The 14954-nt window shown below is 42.0% G+C and carries 17 protein-coding genes; 3 read left to right on the top strand and 14 right to left on the bottom strand.

Annotated features, from left to right (window positions below; translation table 11 throughout):
* Positions 1–210: 210 nt before the first annotated feature.
* The 13 genes from E6X37_RS00395 to E6X37_RS00335 form a co-directional block, all read right to left on the bottom strand.
* Positions 211–2685 (bottom strand): virulence-associated E family protein, encoded by a 2475-nt coding sequence (locus E6X37_RS00395; RefSeq protein ID WP_316689345.1) that lies wholly within the window; start codon positions 2683–2685, stop codon positions 211–213.
* A 12-nt stretch (positions 2686–2697) separates the two neighbouring features.
* A complete protein-coding gene (locus E6X37_RS00390) occupies positions 2698–4662 on the bottom strand; it encodes a DNA polymerase (protein ID WP_316689344.1) in 1965 nt (654 codons plus the stop codon).
* A 12-nt stretch (positions 4663–4674) separates the two neighbouring features.
* A complete protein-coding gene (locus E6X37_RS00385; RefSeq protein WP_316687625.1) occupies positions 4675–5394 on the bottom strand; it encodes a DUF2815 family protein in 720 nt (239 codons plus the stop codon).
* Between the two features lie 2 nt (positions 5395–5396).
* Positions 5397–6581, bottom strand: a complete 1185-nt coding sequence (locus E6X37_RS00380; protein ID WP_316689343.1) for a DUF2800 domain-containing protein — start codon at positions 6579–6581, stop codon at positions 5397–5399.
* Positions 6581–7150, bottom strand: coding sequence for a RodZ family helix-turn-helix domain-containing protein (locus E6X37_RS00375; RefSeq protein ID WP_316689342.1), 570 nt, complete (start codon positions 7148–7150; stop codon positions 6581–6583). The genes E6X37_RS00380 and E6X37_RS00375 overlap by 1 nt, the downstream gene beginning before the upstream one ends.
* Positions 7143–8108, bottom strand: a complete 966-nt coding sequence (locus tag E6X37_RS00370) for a DNA-methyltransferase (RefSeq protein WP_316689341.1) — start codon at positions 8106–8108, stop codon at positions 7143–7145. The genes E6X37_RS00375 and E6X37_RS00370 overlap by 8 nt, the downstream gene beginning before the upstream one ends.
* Positions 8083–8565 carry a DUF4406 domain-containing protein gene (locus tag E6X37_RS00365; protein WP_316689340.1) on the bottom strand — a complete coding sequence of 161 codons (483 nt, stop codon included), beginning with the start codon at positions 8563–8565 and terminating at the stop codon, positions 8083–8085. Before E6X37_RS00365 ends, E6X37_RS00370 begins: the two co-directional genes overlap by 26 nt.
* Complete coding sequence (locus tag E6X37_RS00360; RefSeq protein WP_316689339.1) at positions 8562–9938, bottom strand: DEAD/DEAH box helicase; 1377 nt, start codon at positions 9936–9938, stop codon at positions 8562–8564. Before E6X37_RS00360 ends, E6X37_RS00365 begins: the two co-directional genes overlap by 4 nt.
* A 158-nt stretch (positions 9939–10096) precedes the next feature.
* On the bottom strand, positions 10097–10603 hold the full coding sequence (locus E6X37_RS00355; RefSeq protein ID WP_316689338.1) for a hypothetical protein: 507 nt from the start codon (positions 10601–10603) through the stop codon (positions 10097–10099).
* A gap of 13 nt (positions 10604–10616) precedes the next feature.
* Positions 10617–10850, bottom strand: a complete 234-nt coding sequence (locus E6X37_RS00350) for a hypothetical protein (RefSeq protein ID WP_316689337.1) — start codon at positions 10848–10850, stop codon at positions 10617–10619.
* A gap of 97 nt (positions 10851–10947) precedes the next feature.
* On the bottom strand, positions 10948–11250 hold the full coding sequence (locus E6X37_RS00345) for a hypothetical protein (RefSeq protein WP_316689336.1): 303 nt from the start codon (positions 11248–11250) through the stop codon (positions 10948–10950).
* A 12-nt stretch (positions 11251–11262) separates the two neighbouring features.
* Entirely contained in the window at positions 11263–11472 is a 210-nt protein-coding gene (locus E6X37_RS00340) for a hypothetical protein (RefSeq protein ID WP_287511831.1), read from the bottom strand.
* Positions 11473–11529: 57 nt separating this feature from the next.
* The gene (locus E6X37_RS00335) at positions 11530–11736 is read right to left on the bottom strand and encodes a helix-turn-helix transcriptional regulator (RefSeq protein WP_316689335.1); all 207 of its coding nucleotides are present in this window, start codon (positions 11734–11736) and stop codon (positions 11530–11532) included.
* A 171-nt stretch (positions 11737–11907) separates the two neighbouring features.
* Between E6X37_RS00335 and E6X37_RS00330 the strand changes: the two genes are divergently transcribed.
* Genes E6X37_RS00330 through E6X37_RS00320 form a run of 3 tightly spaced genes read left to right on the top strand, consistent with a single transcriptional unit; the run spans position 11908 to position 14455 of the window.
* Positions 11908–12558: an XRE family transcriptional regulator gene (locus E6X37_RS00330; protein ID WP_316689334.1), complete on the top strand. Its 651-nt coding sequence runs from the start codon at positions 11908–11910 to the stop codon at positions 12556–12558.
* Between the two features lie 24 nt (positions 12559–12582).
* On the top strand, positions 12583–13305 hold the full coding sequence (locus E6X37_RS00325) for a PDZ domain-containing protein (RefSeq protein WP_316689333.1): 723 nt from the start codon (positions 12583–12585) through the stop codon (positions 13303–13305).
* A gap of 52 nt (positions 13306–13357) precedes the next feature.
* A complete protein-coding gene (locus E6X37_RS00320) occupies positions 13358–14455 on the top strand; it encodes a tyrosine-type recombinase/integrase (protein ID WP_316689332.1) in 1098 nt (365 codons plus the stop codon).
* Positions 14456–14525: 70 nt separating this feature from the next.
* Here E6X37_RS00320 and E6X37_RS00315 read toward each other — a convergent pair whose 3' ends face one another.
* Positions 14526–14690 (bottom strand): DUF362 domain-containing protein, encoded by a 165-nt coding sequence (locus E6X37_RS00315; protein WP_004696472.1) that lies wholly within the window; start codon positions 14688–14690, stop codon positions 14526–14528.
* Positions 14691–14954: the final 264 nt, after the last annotated feature.

The raw sequence follows: 14954 nt of genomic DNA, 5'->3' as shown, positions 1-14954 counted from the left end.
TTAAGGCTGTAAAGGGCGTATTTTTTCTTAAAACTCTTTGTTTTGATATTTACCAGTATATAATGTTAACAATGTTAACCAACCTATATGAATATAGATAATTACTGACTTTATGCGTTAACATAGTACGTTAACATTCTCCGAATTCGTTAACATTCTAATGTTAACAAAAATACTGAGAATGTTAACGCTTAATTGAGAATGTTAACGTTATAATTTCAGTTTTGACTCGTTGATTCTGAACCCTCTTTGATGTCCATATTCACCAAATCTCATTAACTGACTTCCGCCCATTGTGTACGGGGAGTCCGCCAGTATTTGATTAATTTCCCTGGTCTCGATCTTCTTCATTCGGCTTGGGTCGTTACCGAAACACTCCCACCATACCTCTGCTGCACAAATACGGTCACGATATACTAACTCTTGACCCTCGGCAGGTTTAGCATTCATGCTAAGGTACGTCCTCCGGGCACTACGACTCATCACATTCCAATTTAAAGGTACCTTAATTAATAAAAACTCATTAATCAATCCTGCTTTGGTGTTTGATTCCATATGCGCCTCTCTAGCCGCATCAGCCAGTTTTAGTACAGTCGGGTCATCCTCGATAATGAGGCTTTCCCCGCTTTTATACCGATACAAGGCCTCCGCCCATAACTGGTCTACTTCTCCCGGAAGATTAACGAATATATTCTTTCGTGGAGTCGTCATTTCAAGATCAATAGGCCAAAATCGGCGATTACCTGTGATATCTTTTAGGAATTCATATTGATTCGTACTGCCAAAGAACACACACTGCCGTGGATACTCTTGCGTACGTCGGCCATAGGCTTGACGAAATACATCTACTTGACGACTTAGGAATTGCTTGGATGCATTTTCTTCAGCCCTCGAATACCCAGCCATTTCACCGGCTTCTATGATCCATTTACCTTGAATGCCTTCTGCAGCTTCCTTACCCTCAAATGTATTTAAGCCATCAGCGTACCACTTCTTGCCCATCGTGCGGATAAGAGTACTTTTACCGATACCTTGACCGCCAATAAGAATTGGCATCGTATCATACTTGCATCCAGGCTCAAACGCTCGCGCTACTGCCGCCGTAAAGGACTTTCTAGCGGCTGCACGGGTATATACATTATCCTCAGCCCCTAAGTAGTCGATGAATATGGTATCTAATCGGGCAATGCCGTCCCAGGATAATCCGTTAAGGTAATCTAGCACTTCATTAAACCCATTTTGTTCAGCGCACATAATGAGGGCATCCATGATTTTATCTTTGCCGGTGATATCATATTTATTTTCTAGGTACCACCGTAAGCCCGCATCATCTGCGTCTGTCCATATGCGAAGTCCTGGTGTTGGGTTCCATGGTAGGGCCCCTTTTGCCACGTATCTCGAACCAAATCTATCATAGGCAAGTCTACCGACAAGCGCCGGATCATGGTGCATGATTTTAAGCATGTTATCTAATGTGTTCTTAGGTCGACCATTCTCGTCGTACTTTAAAGTCGAACTTTTCATCCAGTCGACGTTTGTTAACGCATTAGGGTCGAGGTCGGATGTCTCAGCGTGAGCCGATACGTCCGTGATAATATCAGCAAATACATTTGATGCCGATTCTCGGGCACGGGCCATGTTGAGTTCGTTAACGACTACTGTATCTTGCATAGCTAGTTTAGACATAGCCATGAAAGATGGCAGCTTATGCCCAGGTGTCCCATCCTTAGCAGTCTCGTCTAAGCTGTGGAACTTATGCAGCCGGATAAGGTCAAAGGCATTAACTAATTGACCACTACACGGGTCAGTATTATGGTGACTGAACAGGAATGTATCGTCATCATATATAACTGCCCCGGCTACCGTTGAGCCAGTAACGAACGTTAATCGGTCCTCGCTGCCGTCAACATCGACGTATGCATGAGGTATGAATTTATCAATCGCCTCACGGATACCATATATTCGACAAAAGGCACCTACAATACCTGGCTTTTCTCTCGGATCAGCTTGTTTCGCAAGTAACTGTTTCTCATGCTGCGATGCTTCCTTACCTGGTACTTGTGGCCAAGAACGCACATCTCGCCAATCAGTATATTGACCGAGCATACCGTCAGTAGATAAGAATGCCCTATCGCCTACATAATATACATATTGAGCATCATTCGGGCATGATGGCCAATACATAAGCCGAGAAGCTTCGAACGTAGTTCCGTCCATCATACCGATGCCGATGAGCTCTGCCAACTTACGAGCAATAGGCTCATACTCATCAGGTGTCATCGTTCTATCAGTAGGGACGATAACACGTAACCGTGGACGATACACAGTGTGAGAACGGGTTGAGTATATGACATAAGCCATGCCTAGGCTGTCAATCGTGCGAGCGACGTTCTCAGTTTCCCCAGGCGATATGGCATCCATATCAAGGGTAATCAGATCACGCCCAGACACGTTAATAGCTTTACGCTGTAGACCGTTTAACGTACCACCAACAAAGCCGCCTATGTCCTTTAGCTTGCTTTTCTCAGATTTTGGCAATCTGTGGTATTCGTCCACGGTTTCTGTTGTACGAACGGGGATTTTGAGGCGTTCACAAAACTCGGACCATAACATCTCCGTACGGGTCCATTGCTTTGATGTGCGACTCGCACCGATACTGATGGTAATCAGTTTATCGTTTTGCAAGTGTATCCCCTCCTAATCTTTCATATAATAGTCGTTAGTAAATCCTGCGGATGATAATAGCAGCCCGTCTGCCCAAGGTATGGCGATTGAGAATATAGCATTAACATCATTTAACGTAGATTCTGCATTCTCCTTGTTGATTTCAAGTACAGCCTCATCATGGATGTGCATGATAATTTGATATCCTACATCCTCCAATCGGCGCAGTGTCAATGCTAAGCAATCTCGGGCGACGGCTTGTGTGATGTTTTCGACTAATTTGCCTCCATAGGTGCTTTCAGTAACCCATGCAGCATTTACCTTAGTCTTAAAATGTACAGCATCCTTACCGAATGCATTTTGCTTAATGCTTGGGCTAGGATAAAATAGCTTACGTCCGCTAGGTAGTTCAATCGTCATATAACGGTAACCATATATTGGATCAATTTCCAAACGGAACATAATGCCGTGGTCAAGGCCTATAGGATTCCCGGTAGTAACGGTGTACACGGCCGCATTCTCAACGGCATACCACAAATCTCGTATTCTAGGCGATGCGTTGCGCCACAAGTTTACGATTTCAGGTAATTCTTCCTCATGGAGTCCCATATCAAGAGCGCCCATGGCTTTTAATGCATTCACTCCGCCTTGATAGCCGAGTGCCAATTCAGCGACTTTGCCCTTTTGTCTAAGGTGACCATTCTCGCCATGCTTAACAACGGGAACACCAAACATCGATGATGCGGAAGCACAGTATATGTCTCCGCCCTCAGCGAATACTCGCTGCCGCCAATGTTCTCCCGATAACCAGGCAATAACACGAGCCTCAATGGCCGAGAAGTCTGCCACACATAATGTATTGTCCTTTTCAGCAATAATCGAGGTACGAATTAATTGAGATAGCGTATCCGATACGTCACCATACAGAAGTTCTAACCCTTGACGGTTTTTGGTTTTAACGAGATGTCGAGCCGTGTCAAGATTCTCGATGTAATTTCTCGGTAGGTTTTGCACCTGGATAAGACGACCCGCCCAGCGTCCAGTACGGTTAGCGCCGTAGAATTGCAATGTTCCTCTAAGACGAAAATCTGCGCCCATAGCACCGTCCATCATGGTGTATTTAGATACTGATGACTTCGCGAGTTTCTTCCGAATCATAAGCACTTTTGCGGCAACGTCATCCGCATCCGTCAGAGCATCGGCCACAGTGTCCTTAGTTAACTTCTCAAGACTGACATTAGTATTATTGTTCAGCCAATCAAGTAATTGATTTCGGCTGTTAGGGTTGCTAAGTCCTGTGATTTGGTAAGCCTCATTCATCAACATTTCTCGATTTTCCTCATCAATGTATAAGGCACCATCAACCAATTCATGGTCAATGCGTACACCTCTACTATTGATTTGGATATCAAGATACCAATCTTTCCACGTATCATCAGGTACGGGGAATGAGGCTAACCTGTGATAACATTCCATTTCAGTGATAACGTCCTGGCGGTTGTACTCAATGAATGCATTCCACTTATCCATATCGTGTCTAGGTAGATTACGGGTACGTCCCCCATTTCGTTTGGTAGGCTTACATGGTGTACAAAAGTACTTGATAAGTGCTTTCCCCGATGTGTCCTTTTTCTTATCCTGGGGTAGCCCCAGGGCCTTGCCGAGTAAGGCTAGGCCCATAGGGTATCCTAAGTAGGCACCGTGAATCATCGTGCACTGCCACTGATCAACAGATGTGATTAACCCTGCACGATTTAGACACGTAATTTCAAATTGTGCATTGTAAGCGTGCTTGATTACATCTGGGTTTAATAAATCACGAATTACACTGTCAGGAATTACTCCTCCCTGCGCTAAATCTACAACTTCAACAGGACCAAAGTCGTAGGAATATGCAAATAGTAATATGGCGAAATCAGGCGATTCAGTATATTTGTACACTCCGAATGAGATATCAGTCGATGAATATGTTTCTATATCAATACTTAGATGCCTCATATCAGGCACCTATTAGTAAGGTTGACCAGTTACAGGGTTAATCCCTACAGGAGCTTGTTGTACAGATTGCTGAGGTGTCGTAGTATATGCCGGTTGTACATAACCCTGTTGAGCTGCTTGTTGTTGCACAGGTTGACCTGCTGCTACTGGAGCACCGGTATAAACATTAGCCGCACTACCTTGAGGTGCACCAAATACAGAGGATGCTGCAACAGGCATGCTACCCAACGCTTCACCATCGCGTACTTTTTGAACAGGACCTAAACCGCATCCGATACCAGTGGATTGATTGGAGTAGAAGAAGAATCGAACGAGTACATTGACATACATGCCGGAGTATACTTGCGTAGGATTTGTGAGAGGATTACCTTGAAGATCTACTACTTCAACTTTATAGCTAGCATCTTGCGCTGCTGTAAATACCCAATGACCTTTACATTCAGGACCAAACTCCTTACCAGATTGTGTGTATCCATCGCCATCATGAATTGGCACTTTTGGCTGTGCTGGAACACGTGCGCCGAATTTAGTACGTGCTGATTGGATAGCAGCTTCGATAGCATTCATGAGAGCTTGGTGTTGAGCTACATCAGTTTTAGGTAAAAGAATAGTAGCTGAATATCTAGGTTTAGCACCAGGCTGTGTGGAATTAGCCCAAGGTTCTAATAGATGGCAGTAGGATACGCGAACATTTTGCAATAATACTTCAGTTGGTTGTGGAACGAATGACATAATTAATTACCTCCATTATTATCATTAGATACATTAAATATTTGCGCCGCAGTAGGTTGATTGGTAATCCGAGGGCGCTTATCGGATTCCTCAACTAGGGTAGGCTTGCCTGCTTTCTTAACTATCATGTCGCCTACCATATCATTAAATTGGGTTTTACCGATGGTCTTTTCCATCTGTGCCAATGTTAATGTCTTGCGTTCATATAGGATGCTTTCATCGATGCCAGCCTTGATTAAAGTATCAATAGCAGCATCAGTATCTTGAAAGGCTCGACTACCACGACCCTCTACAGCTTTCCAGCCAGGGACTGTCACTCCGTTAAGGGATTCGGTGAGTGCGTAGTCTTTCATATCTTCGAGCCAAGCAGCGACGTCTTTCCCTCGACGAAGGTATTCACCGAGTTCTGTCATCGAGATAAGTCGAGGATCATGATTAGCAACTAGCGCACTGTGCAATGAGTCGTTTGCATCATATCGGGCTTTGCACTGTTGTTTTGCCCTGCAGAATCTGCACCAGTCACCGGGTTCAAATTTACCGTTACCAGACATAGCCTCATCTGCACGCGGTTTGACAAATGCATTACCCCACTCTAGTAGTTCTGCCGTAGGGATTTCCCATTCGCTGATATTATTAACACGGGGCTGCACGATAGTCATTTTGACCGTATTGAACATATAGAGTAATCTATACGCATCAATCGCACCAAGAGCATATAACATCATTTGCGGATTGTGTTCCGCATCAACGACTACCCCTTTTCCGTGCTTATAATCAACGATGTGCAAGGTGTCGCCGGATAGAATGATACAGTCAGCCGTGCCGAATCCATCGGGTACATAACGACTAAAATCAACGCGTTTTTCAATGGCTACTACTGGAGTTGCCGTGCAACCTAACATAACACCTTTGACATATTCAAGGTATGTTTCCGAGGTATCGTCCATTTCTGATTGCCACAACTCATCCTTTTTGATTTTGTTGAACTTGCGAGTATATGTGGATTTAGCCATGGCCGTGGTATACTTCTGTAGTTTTAACTCACACAGTTCATGCGCCAGGGTTCCTTCCTTTGCATACACAGATGTACTATCGGGAAAGTTCTCCTCTAAAAGAGGGGCGGCTGTACAATGCAGCCACCGGTGTGACCCCGATGCGTTTAATAATGCATGTGATCGAGGTGCCATTAGATTCTTGCCCCCAATCCTCTAATCGCATTTACTAATTCAGGGTATCTGTCCTCAGGTACTTCACCCAAGTATTGAACACCGAATTGTGCCATTAATTGTTGCAGTTCTACAGCTTTTCCTGCGTCAAGTAATGGTGCAAGCGCCGCTTGAATTTCAGGCAATGTATACTTTTTAACTTCTTGAGATACTGGAGCAGTAACGGGTGTTTGCACCGGTGCGGTAACTGTTTGTACCGGGGTATCAGTTGTCACGTTGACAGTTGGTGCCGTAACAGCTACTTGAGTAGGAGTAACTTGTACAGCTGCATTAGGTGCCGTCATGGATATGGGGTTTGGTTGTAAAGCTACTGTTGTAGTAGGCACACCTTGATTTGTATCTTGCGGTGTAAGATTGGATACGCACACGGATGGCGCCGCTACTGTAGATACTACTGCGTCCACTATGCCAGGGGCTTTATCATCCATTGCTCTGTCGTTATCAACAAAACTTTTGAATTGATTTAACACAGCTTTTAGCTGATTGTATACATCTAGTACATTAACTCCTTGAACTTCAACTTTAATCATTATTTAACTCCTCCTGAATATTAATAATTGATTGGTTGTAATACGATTCTTTTAACTCAAAACCTAAAGCCCTACGGCCCATACGAAGTGCCATAACTGGGACCGTACCAATACCAGCAAATGGATCAAGTACGATATCATTTGGATTACTCCATAGTTCTATGCATCGAGCCACAGTATCTAGCTGCAGCGGGCAAATATGACGTTCGTCCTTATTGTCACGAGCTGCTTTATAATTCAGCGTATGTGTTTGGCGGATATCGGCCCATACAGGATTAGCATATCGACGCCATACCTGGTGGCTATACATAGGCTCCGTATTGTATTTTTGCTTTTTATCAAACAACTCTGGATCGGGCGCAGGCCTTTCAATTCCTTTAATACCCTCAGGTTCCTCTTGACCGAAAAACTGGGTAAATCCTTCCGGATGTGCGATGGGTTCCGGATTGTCACCAGGTTTACGCAATGTCACGATGTAATCAGGCGCCCCCATTCTACACATGGAAGAATCTTTTACAATTTGCTTGTGTAAAAGCCCTAGCGCCTTTGTCCGAGTAGCCTCAATGAGAGGGTCTTTCCAAATCGTGACACGAGAATGCATCACGAACCCAGCATCCTGAAAGGCTCGAATAATGTCACCAGGAAAATCTTTCATTCCGATAACACCGTCCCTAGATTTCGTGAGTGGTAAATCCATACAATGGACGGATACTAATCGCCCAGGCATTATTACACGATGTAATTCAGTAATTAAATACTTGAAGTGCTGCCAAAACTCGCTATCAGTAGATGAGTTGCCCATATCCCTATCAGAATTAGAGTAGACATACAAACTACTAAATGGAGGGCTAAATATAGAGTAATGAACGCTATCATCAGGTAGCCCTTTCAGCACTTCTACTGAGTCGCCATTATAAATTGCAAATTGGGACTCAATTAACTGATTTAGCACGTTCACGTTGTAGGTCCTCCTTTGCTTTCTTATTTAGCGCTTGCAGCATTGCAAATCCAGCCAGGGCAGCTATAGCTTTATCCATACCTGCATCAACAGATAATCTAGTTAATTTGGCTGCTTTTAATTCATTGATATGGATGACTCTTATGTTATGATCCTTAGCATAAGCTAATTCCAAATTGCACCCGGTTGAGTTCTCCCAGCCGTTGCACATTACGATTGCATCGCAACCACTTAGAAGGTCAATACACCAGCCTATGCCAGTATCATAATCAACCTTGTTATATAAATGCCCAAACATATGTATAGGTGATAGGAATATGTTATGCGTATCACTGCCAAAAGGTTCCTTTATCGGAAATACGCCCATATCGTCCTGCAGCCACTTTAATACAGAGTCAGCATTCTTTTTATTTTTAGCCAATCCTCCGAATGGATGGCTTACATAAATTTTAGTCATATAACAGCCCTCATTTCTGCCCAGTTAGGTAACACCATCGGCACACACGGATTGTATTCCGTTGATTCCCGTTTAGTTTTAGATAATTCAGTACGAACAGCGTCACGGGTTAGCGCAATCATAGCATCCCTCATTTTTATAGCATCCGCTTCCTTACGTTCGATATTCGCTTTAACCGCGCCTTCCTTTTCGGAAATTACAATATAGGCGTTCACCTCATACTTCTGGCCAAATCGCCAGCATCGACGAAGTGCTTGATAATACTGCTCATAACTATCAGACAGCCCTACGAATATCATATTGTGGCAGTTTTGCCAGTTCATTCCGAATCCGGCGATACTTGGCTTTGTTACCAAACATTTTAGGAATCCAGAACCAAAACCTAACATCATGCCCTGCTTTCGAGTCGCCTTATCACTACCTTTGACGTCCTCTGCGAGATCAATCATTTCTTTCAGCGTAGTTGATTCATCATTAAGGTCGCACCACACTAGCCATTGCTCATTAGATGCATTGACTAAATCAGCTGCTGCTCTACATCTTGATTCAAGAGATGCTTTGCGAGCCCTGCGGCGTTCCAGTAAGGATAAAGTAGGGACATCCTCATCTGTTTTATCAACAACAATTTCATGTACGTGTAACTCAGGCAACTCATAGCCATCATCTTCATAACCCAGGGATGCCGGATTATCTAGCACTACTGCCCATGACGCCATCCACTCCCAAAAGGTATTCTCTGCATGGCCTTTTAATCGCCATTTAGCGGTATCACTACCATCGTGTGTGAAATACATAGATAGCATCTCATTACGGCTCATAATGCCAAGGAACTCCGCATGATTGCCAAGCTCCATATAGTCATTTGGAGCAGGTGTTGCCGTACATGCCAAGCGATATGGTGTATTACTGAATCGGTTAATCAAATCCGTACGTACTTTACCAGTGAATGACTTTAGGATACTCGATTCATCAAGCACGACACCTATCAGATTGTCGGTATTAAATCGACCCAATTTCTCGTAATTCGTAATATTAACGCCTGGCACAATATCATCATCAGATTCGCATATAGTCACAGGAATATCGAAACGTTCGCCCTCGGACTGTGTTTGAGCGGCCACAGCTAGTGGCGCTAATATGAGTACTGATCCACCTGTATGTAGATAAATCTCATACGCCCAGGACAGCTGCATTAAAGTTTTACCTAATCCACAATCCGCGAATATGGCAGCTTTACCTTTTGCCAAGGCCCATTTAACGATATCTCGTTGAAAGTCGAATAGGTGTTTGTTTAACATACCTGTATTGATATCAAATCCGTGAGATTCTGACATTTTAGATTTAGCGGATATGAATTCTTCATATTGTTGCAAATACGTCCTCCTTTAGATATAATCAACGTAGAATAATATTTTTCTAATTTGAGCTTGTTGATGTTGCCGCATCATCAGGCTCATTTTTTATGTTCAAATCCTCGCATTCATCAGGAATGCAGTAGTCTCGCTTTGGACATTTGTTGCAGTCTCGCAATTTAATCTCCACCTTTCAAAGCGCTTAAATCAAGCACCATCTCAGGCTTTCTAGCTTCCCATGTATAATAATCTAAGCCTGCTTCTTTTAACGCATCCGCAGCAGCTCTACCTGTTTGTGCTTCATCAATAATTTTGTAAGCACCTTGTCTAGCTTTACGTACTTTTGTTAGTTGTTCCACGAACGGCTTTAAGAGCTTATAAATGGCAGCCCCTGCTTTTGGTGGTTCATGATAGAAACTTTTACCCCGACTAATCATGCGATCGATTAAAAAATCCGAAGTCGGAATATTAGCCAAAACGCTACCACCAAATCCCGCTTGCCTAATTTCCATAGCTGCTTTCCGTGCTTCGGATAGAGCATCTTCTAAACGTTTAAAGGCATCTAGTGATTTAATTTCTTTAGTTAATAGAGCTTCACATTCATTTTCAATTGCATCGGTTTTGTCAGAACTAACACGGGATACGAAGTCCCTCACTTTTTGTTTACTGATATAAGGTTTTGTCATTTTCTGTCTCCTTTTAGTTGTAATAAGGGTTTTTACAATAATCACCGTGAGTTCTCACTCTTGGGATGTGTGTGACATCTTCCTGCTCTTCTGCGTCAACTTCTGCCATATCTTTTTTAAATCCGTATAGAGATAGAACCAGTCCGATTAACGATTGCAATATAAACTGTTCCCAACCGATTTGGTCTACTTCTAAGGCCCCCATAGAGCCTGCAATGAGGAACGTCCCCAATAACATATAGCCCATAATTTGATCTCCCTTATAACGTCATCATTGATAAAATAGATGCTACTGCAGCAGTAGCAAAACTCAAGTGCATTCCCACGTCAATCCAGTTCATGATTTACATCTCCTTTAAACCTTTAAAATAATCAGGAACGTGCCTAAATCCAGAATGATACACAGTCGACACCTGACAGTTTGATATGTCGGTATTTTTAACATACCTGATAGCCTTCCGGATGGCGTTGTCAATTAATCGCGTTTTTAAGTTAGAAAATCCCCAATTCGAGATACCCAACTCTTCAAGCTCCATCAGCGCCCATCGTTTTGTATTACATTTTCTGTCGAGGCTATATTGAAATCCACCTACGATTCCTTTGATTACGGATATTGTGTAATGATAGGATGTGTTACTCCAGTTCATGATTAATTCCTCCTAATGAATTCCTGCGGATTTAAATTCCGCATCAACTACTTTCACATCCCAGCCTAATGAATGGACAAGGAACGTCCTAAACCCTTCTTTGTCAATAACAAAGCTACGGGATTTCTTACCCGGCGACTGCCAGGCGTATGCGAACGGAAATCGGTCTCTTGCGATGCCCTCTCGGATAGCCGTTAGGCTAACACCAAGAACAGTCGACATCTGGGCGACTGAAATCACTTTTCTAATCATGCGCACTGCCCCTCCTTTTACTTGATTTTAATTCAAGTCTCTAGTCAAAAAAATTTGGTCAACCGTACAGCCAAAGTACTCTGCCAGTGCCACTACTTTACTAATGGCCACATTGGATATATCCTTTTCCCACGCATTATACGTAGCAACAGATATACCAAGATCGGCGGCAACTTGCGCCTGTGTTGCCCCTTTCCGAGCTCTCAACTCGGAAATATAAAATTTGTTTGGCATTACTACCACCTCCTTATCGTGACCTCATAATAACATGAATTAAATTCAAGTGTCAATAATGAATTTGATTTTTTTTCAAGTTTACAATAAAAAATATAAAATCTAATTGAATTTAATTCAAATACAGTATATAATTAGTATATAAGTTTGGGAGATCGAGAGGAGGATATTATGAAACTTTCAGATAATATTAGGTACTTTAGGAAATTAAGGAATTTATCACAGGATGAGATTGCTAAACGGCTCGGGTATAAGTCATTTACTACTATTCAGAAATGGGAAACAGGAATGGCCGAGCCACCAGTAGGTAAATTATATGAACTAGCCGATATACTACATGTCAGTATCATGGACTTGCTAAAGGACAATTTAGATGCTGAAGAAGCTTTAACAGTGAGCACGAATTCCTATCACTACGTACCTACATCTGTATCAGCGGGCACGTTAACTACGATAGACGCCATTAACTTCATGCCTACTATAGATATCCCTGATTTCATGATGGGGCGCTATTCGGGCAATAAAAACATATTACTTATGACTGTCAACGGTGAAAGTATGAATAATGTTATCCAAAATGGATCCGTTATTGCTATCTTAACAAATATAGAACTACCAGATATTCATGACGGAGATATTGTAGTTATTAAGAATGGAGGAGATTATACAGTTAAAAGATTCTACAATGACAAACAACATCAAGAATTTGTATTTAAACCTGATAGCTCAGATATGGCATTTCGGGACATCATATTTAGTTACGAGAATACAGATGACTTATATCTGATTGGTAAGGTCGTTATGTACAATGTGACTTTGTAAAAAATTAATAAGGGAGATGTTAGTATGATTAAGGGATTCACTAAATGTTTAATAGCAGTATCAATTATTGGGGCACCCATATACGCATCTGCAATGTCATCAGTATTAATTAAAAATGCTACGCCGCTTCAAGTTAGGAATTTTATTATTTCAGGTATTTCAAAGACTCATACCAACGCTACGGTCGAGAATGTATCAGACAACAGTCTAACGATATTATTAACTCGGATGCATCAAGTAGGATTATTCGGCCAAATGCTAGCGTCTACTGAGAATAGAGCCACGTTTACATTCCTACCACAGGACGACGGATCCACTCAAGTAACATTTAACGAGGTGGCAACCGCATACAACCCAATGACAGGCGGGCAATTATCACGTCCTGTAGGTACGGCTCAATCCGAATTGGCTACACTAAATAATATAAAGATAGAGTTTGATGGTGGATACCGATTTGGGTATGACGTTGATAACAAAAAGTATAAAGGCGGATATCCAATATCTGCGGTAATTCCGGGCAGCCCTGCGGATGCTGCAGGATTAAAAGTAGGCCAAATACTACTTAAAGTAAACGGGGAAAAGATAAAATATGATAAAGTCAATGATATATTTAATTTCGTATCAGGTATTGACTACCCGAAAACTGATGTATTAACTGTAATGGACTCATCCGGGGCGCAACGAGATATATCAATCACGTCCTGGTTTATGGATCCTAAAAAGCATATGTTTGTTAAGCCTGAATAAATTCAGAAATACCCCTATCAAACGATAGGGGTATTTTAGGAGGTATGAAATTATGGCTATGAAACGTGCCAATGGTACTGGCACCGTATATAAGATGAAACATAAGGCTCTACGTAAGCCATATCGAGCCGTAGTGACTCTTGGATACAATTCTGAGGGTAAACCCTTACGGAAATCCATAGGTACCTTTGCAACGCAAAAAGAAGCGTATAATGCCCTTGCCTTATTCTCTACTAATCCACAAATTCAAGAGGAACGCAAAATCACTTTTGGGCAGTGCTTTGATTGGCGTATGGAAGAAGCTGAACGCCAGGGGCTATCTAAAGGAAGAATTAAAAGCATGCACGTTGTGCGAAAATTGGTAGAACCCCTATTTAATATAGAAATGAGAAACCTTAGGGCGGCGCATCTGCAGTCTATATTCGATAATTCGACGCACACAAAATCTTATCAAAAGTTAATTAAAGCGATCATAGTTTCGGTCGGCACACTTGCCGTAAAGCAGGAAGTCATCCCTCGTAACTACCTTTCTGATATTATCATCAACAAAAACGCAACGCCGATTAAGAAAGCTAACATATTTACAAATTTAGCGCTCTATGAGCTTTGGCAGCACGATGACGATATAATCTCCAAGCTAACACTCATATACGCCTACACGGGGCTCAGATTGAACGAATTACAAACAATTCGAGTTGATGATGTCCACATTAAGGAGCGGTATATGATTGGCGGTTCTAAAACGGAGGCTGGCCGTAATCGAGCTATCCCTATTGCAGAATGTATCTCCCCTTTCATCAAGGAACTCTACCAGCAAGCAAAATTTAAACGCTCCGAGTGCCTACTAGATGGCGTGATACATAAGGACATATACCGCAAGGAACTGCAAAAAAGATGTAAAGAATGGAACCTAGGAAATCACAAGCCACATGATACCAGACATACTTTTATATCAATGTGCAGCAATATAGGTATTGATGAGATTATAATCAAGCGGATCGTCGGCCACGCTAACAAGGATAATATCACTGCAGATGTCTATACGCATAAAACACTACAACAATATATTGATGCGGTGAATAAGTTACCTTACGGAGATGACCTATTAAAAGGTGAGCAACGGTTGAGCAACCGAGAAGAAATTAGGTGATTTTTACCGTTTTGCAAAAATAAAAAGACCAGTAAACATAAGCGTTTACTGGTCTTTTAGATTTGTTGTACTATTCAGCGGAAATTACAGAAACTGGGCAAACGGATTCGCAAGAACCGCAATCGATGCAAGCATCGCCAATTTCGTATTTAGTTTCGCCTTCAGTAATGCAGGAAACTGGGCAAACAGATGCGCAAGAACCACATTTAATGCAACCATCAGCAATAACTCTCATAATTAGGACCTCCATCAAAATATAGATCAGAACTTTTTATTATCATTTAGAAAGGCACTTGCCTCAACTTATGTTCTCATTATCACACAGTTCAAATTGAAAGTCAAATGAAAATGATAAAAAATTATAGAATATTTTGCATAATAATTGTTCCTTTTTATCATAAAAAGCCTATATTCATATGCATTTTGATATTTCTTTTCATTTATGTAATTGAGTTTAATAATCAATAATTGAGAATGCACTAATTATCATTTTAATTAA

Origin of the sequence: Veillonella parvula (genome assembly GCF_032550495.1) — a bacterium.
Taxonomy (GTDB): domain Bacteria; phylum Bacillota; class Negativicutes; order Veillonellales; family Veillonellaceae; genus Veillonella; species Veillonella parvula_G.
Note: the sequence above shows the minus strand (reverse complement) of the source record. Positions and strands in the feature narration are given on the sequence as shown.

Coding starts and splice junctions, on each gene's coding strand:
- E6X37_RS00325 (WP_316689333.1), top strand. CDS start 12,583: ATGATTAAGGGATTCACTAAATGTTTAATAGCAGTATCAATTATTGGG.
- E6X37_RS00320 (WP_316689332.1), top strand. CDS start 13,358: ATGGCTATGAAACGTGCCAATGGTACTGGCACCGTATATAAGATGAAA.
- E6X37_RS00375 (WP_316689342.1), bottom strand. CDS start 7,150: ATGATTAAAGTTGAAGTTCAAGGAGTTAATGTACTAGATGTATACAAT.
- E6X37_RS00330 (WP_316689334.1), top strand. CDS start 11,908: ATGAAACTTTCAGATAATATTAGGTACTTTAGGAAATTAAGGAATTTA.
- E6X37_RS00365 (WP_316689340.1), bottom strand. CDS start 8,565: ATGACTAAAATTTATGTAAGCCATCCATTCGGAGGATTGGCTAAAAAT.
- E6X37_RS00345 (WP_316689336.1), bottom strand. CDS start 11,250: ATGAACTGGAGTAACACATCCTATCATTACACAATATCCGTAATCAAA.
- E6X37_RS00390 (WP_316689344.1), bottom strand. CDS start 4,662: ATGAGGCATCTAAGTATTGATATAGAAACATATTCATCGACTGATATC.
- E6X37_RS00355 (WP_316689338.1), bottom strand. CDS start 10,603: ATGACAAAACCTTATATCAGTAAACAAAAAGTGAGGGACTTCGTATCC.
- E6X37_RS00315 (WP_004696472.1), bottom strand. CDS start 14,690: ATGAGAGTTATTGCTGATGGTTGCATTAAATGTGGTTCTTGCGCATCT.
- E6X37_RS00340 (WP_287511831.1), bottom strand. CDS start 11,472: ATGTCGACTGTTCTTGGTGTTAGCCTAACGGCTATCCGAGAGGGCATC.
- E6X37_RS00350 (WP_316689337.1), bottom strand. CDS start 10,850: ATGGGCTATATGTTATTGGGGACGTTCCTCATTGCAGGCTCTATGGGG.
- E6X37_RS00385 (WP_316687625.1), bottom strand. CDS start 5,394: ATGTCATTCGTTCCACAACCAACTGAAGTATTATTGCAAAATGTTCGC.
- E6X37_RS00335 (WP_316689335.1), bottom strand. CDS start 11,736: ATGCCAAACAAATTTTATATTTCCGAGTTGAGAGCTCGGAAAGGGGCA.
- E6X37_RS00380 (WP_316689343.1), bottom strand. CDS start 6,581: ATGGCACCTCGATCACATGCATTATTAAACGCATCGGGGTCACACCGG.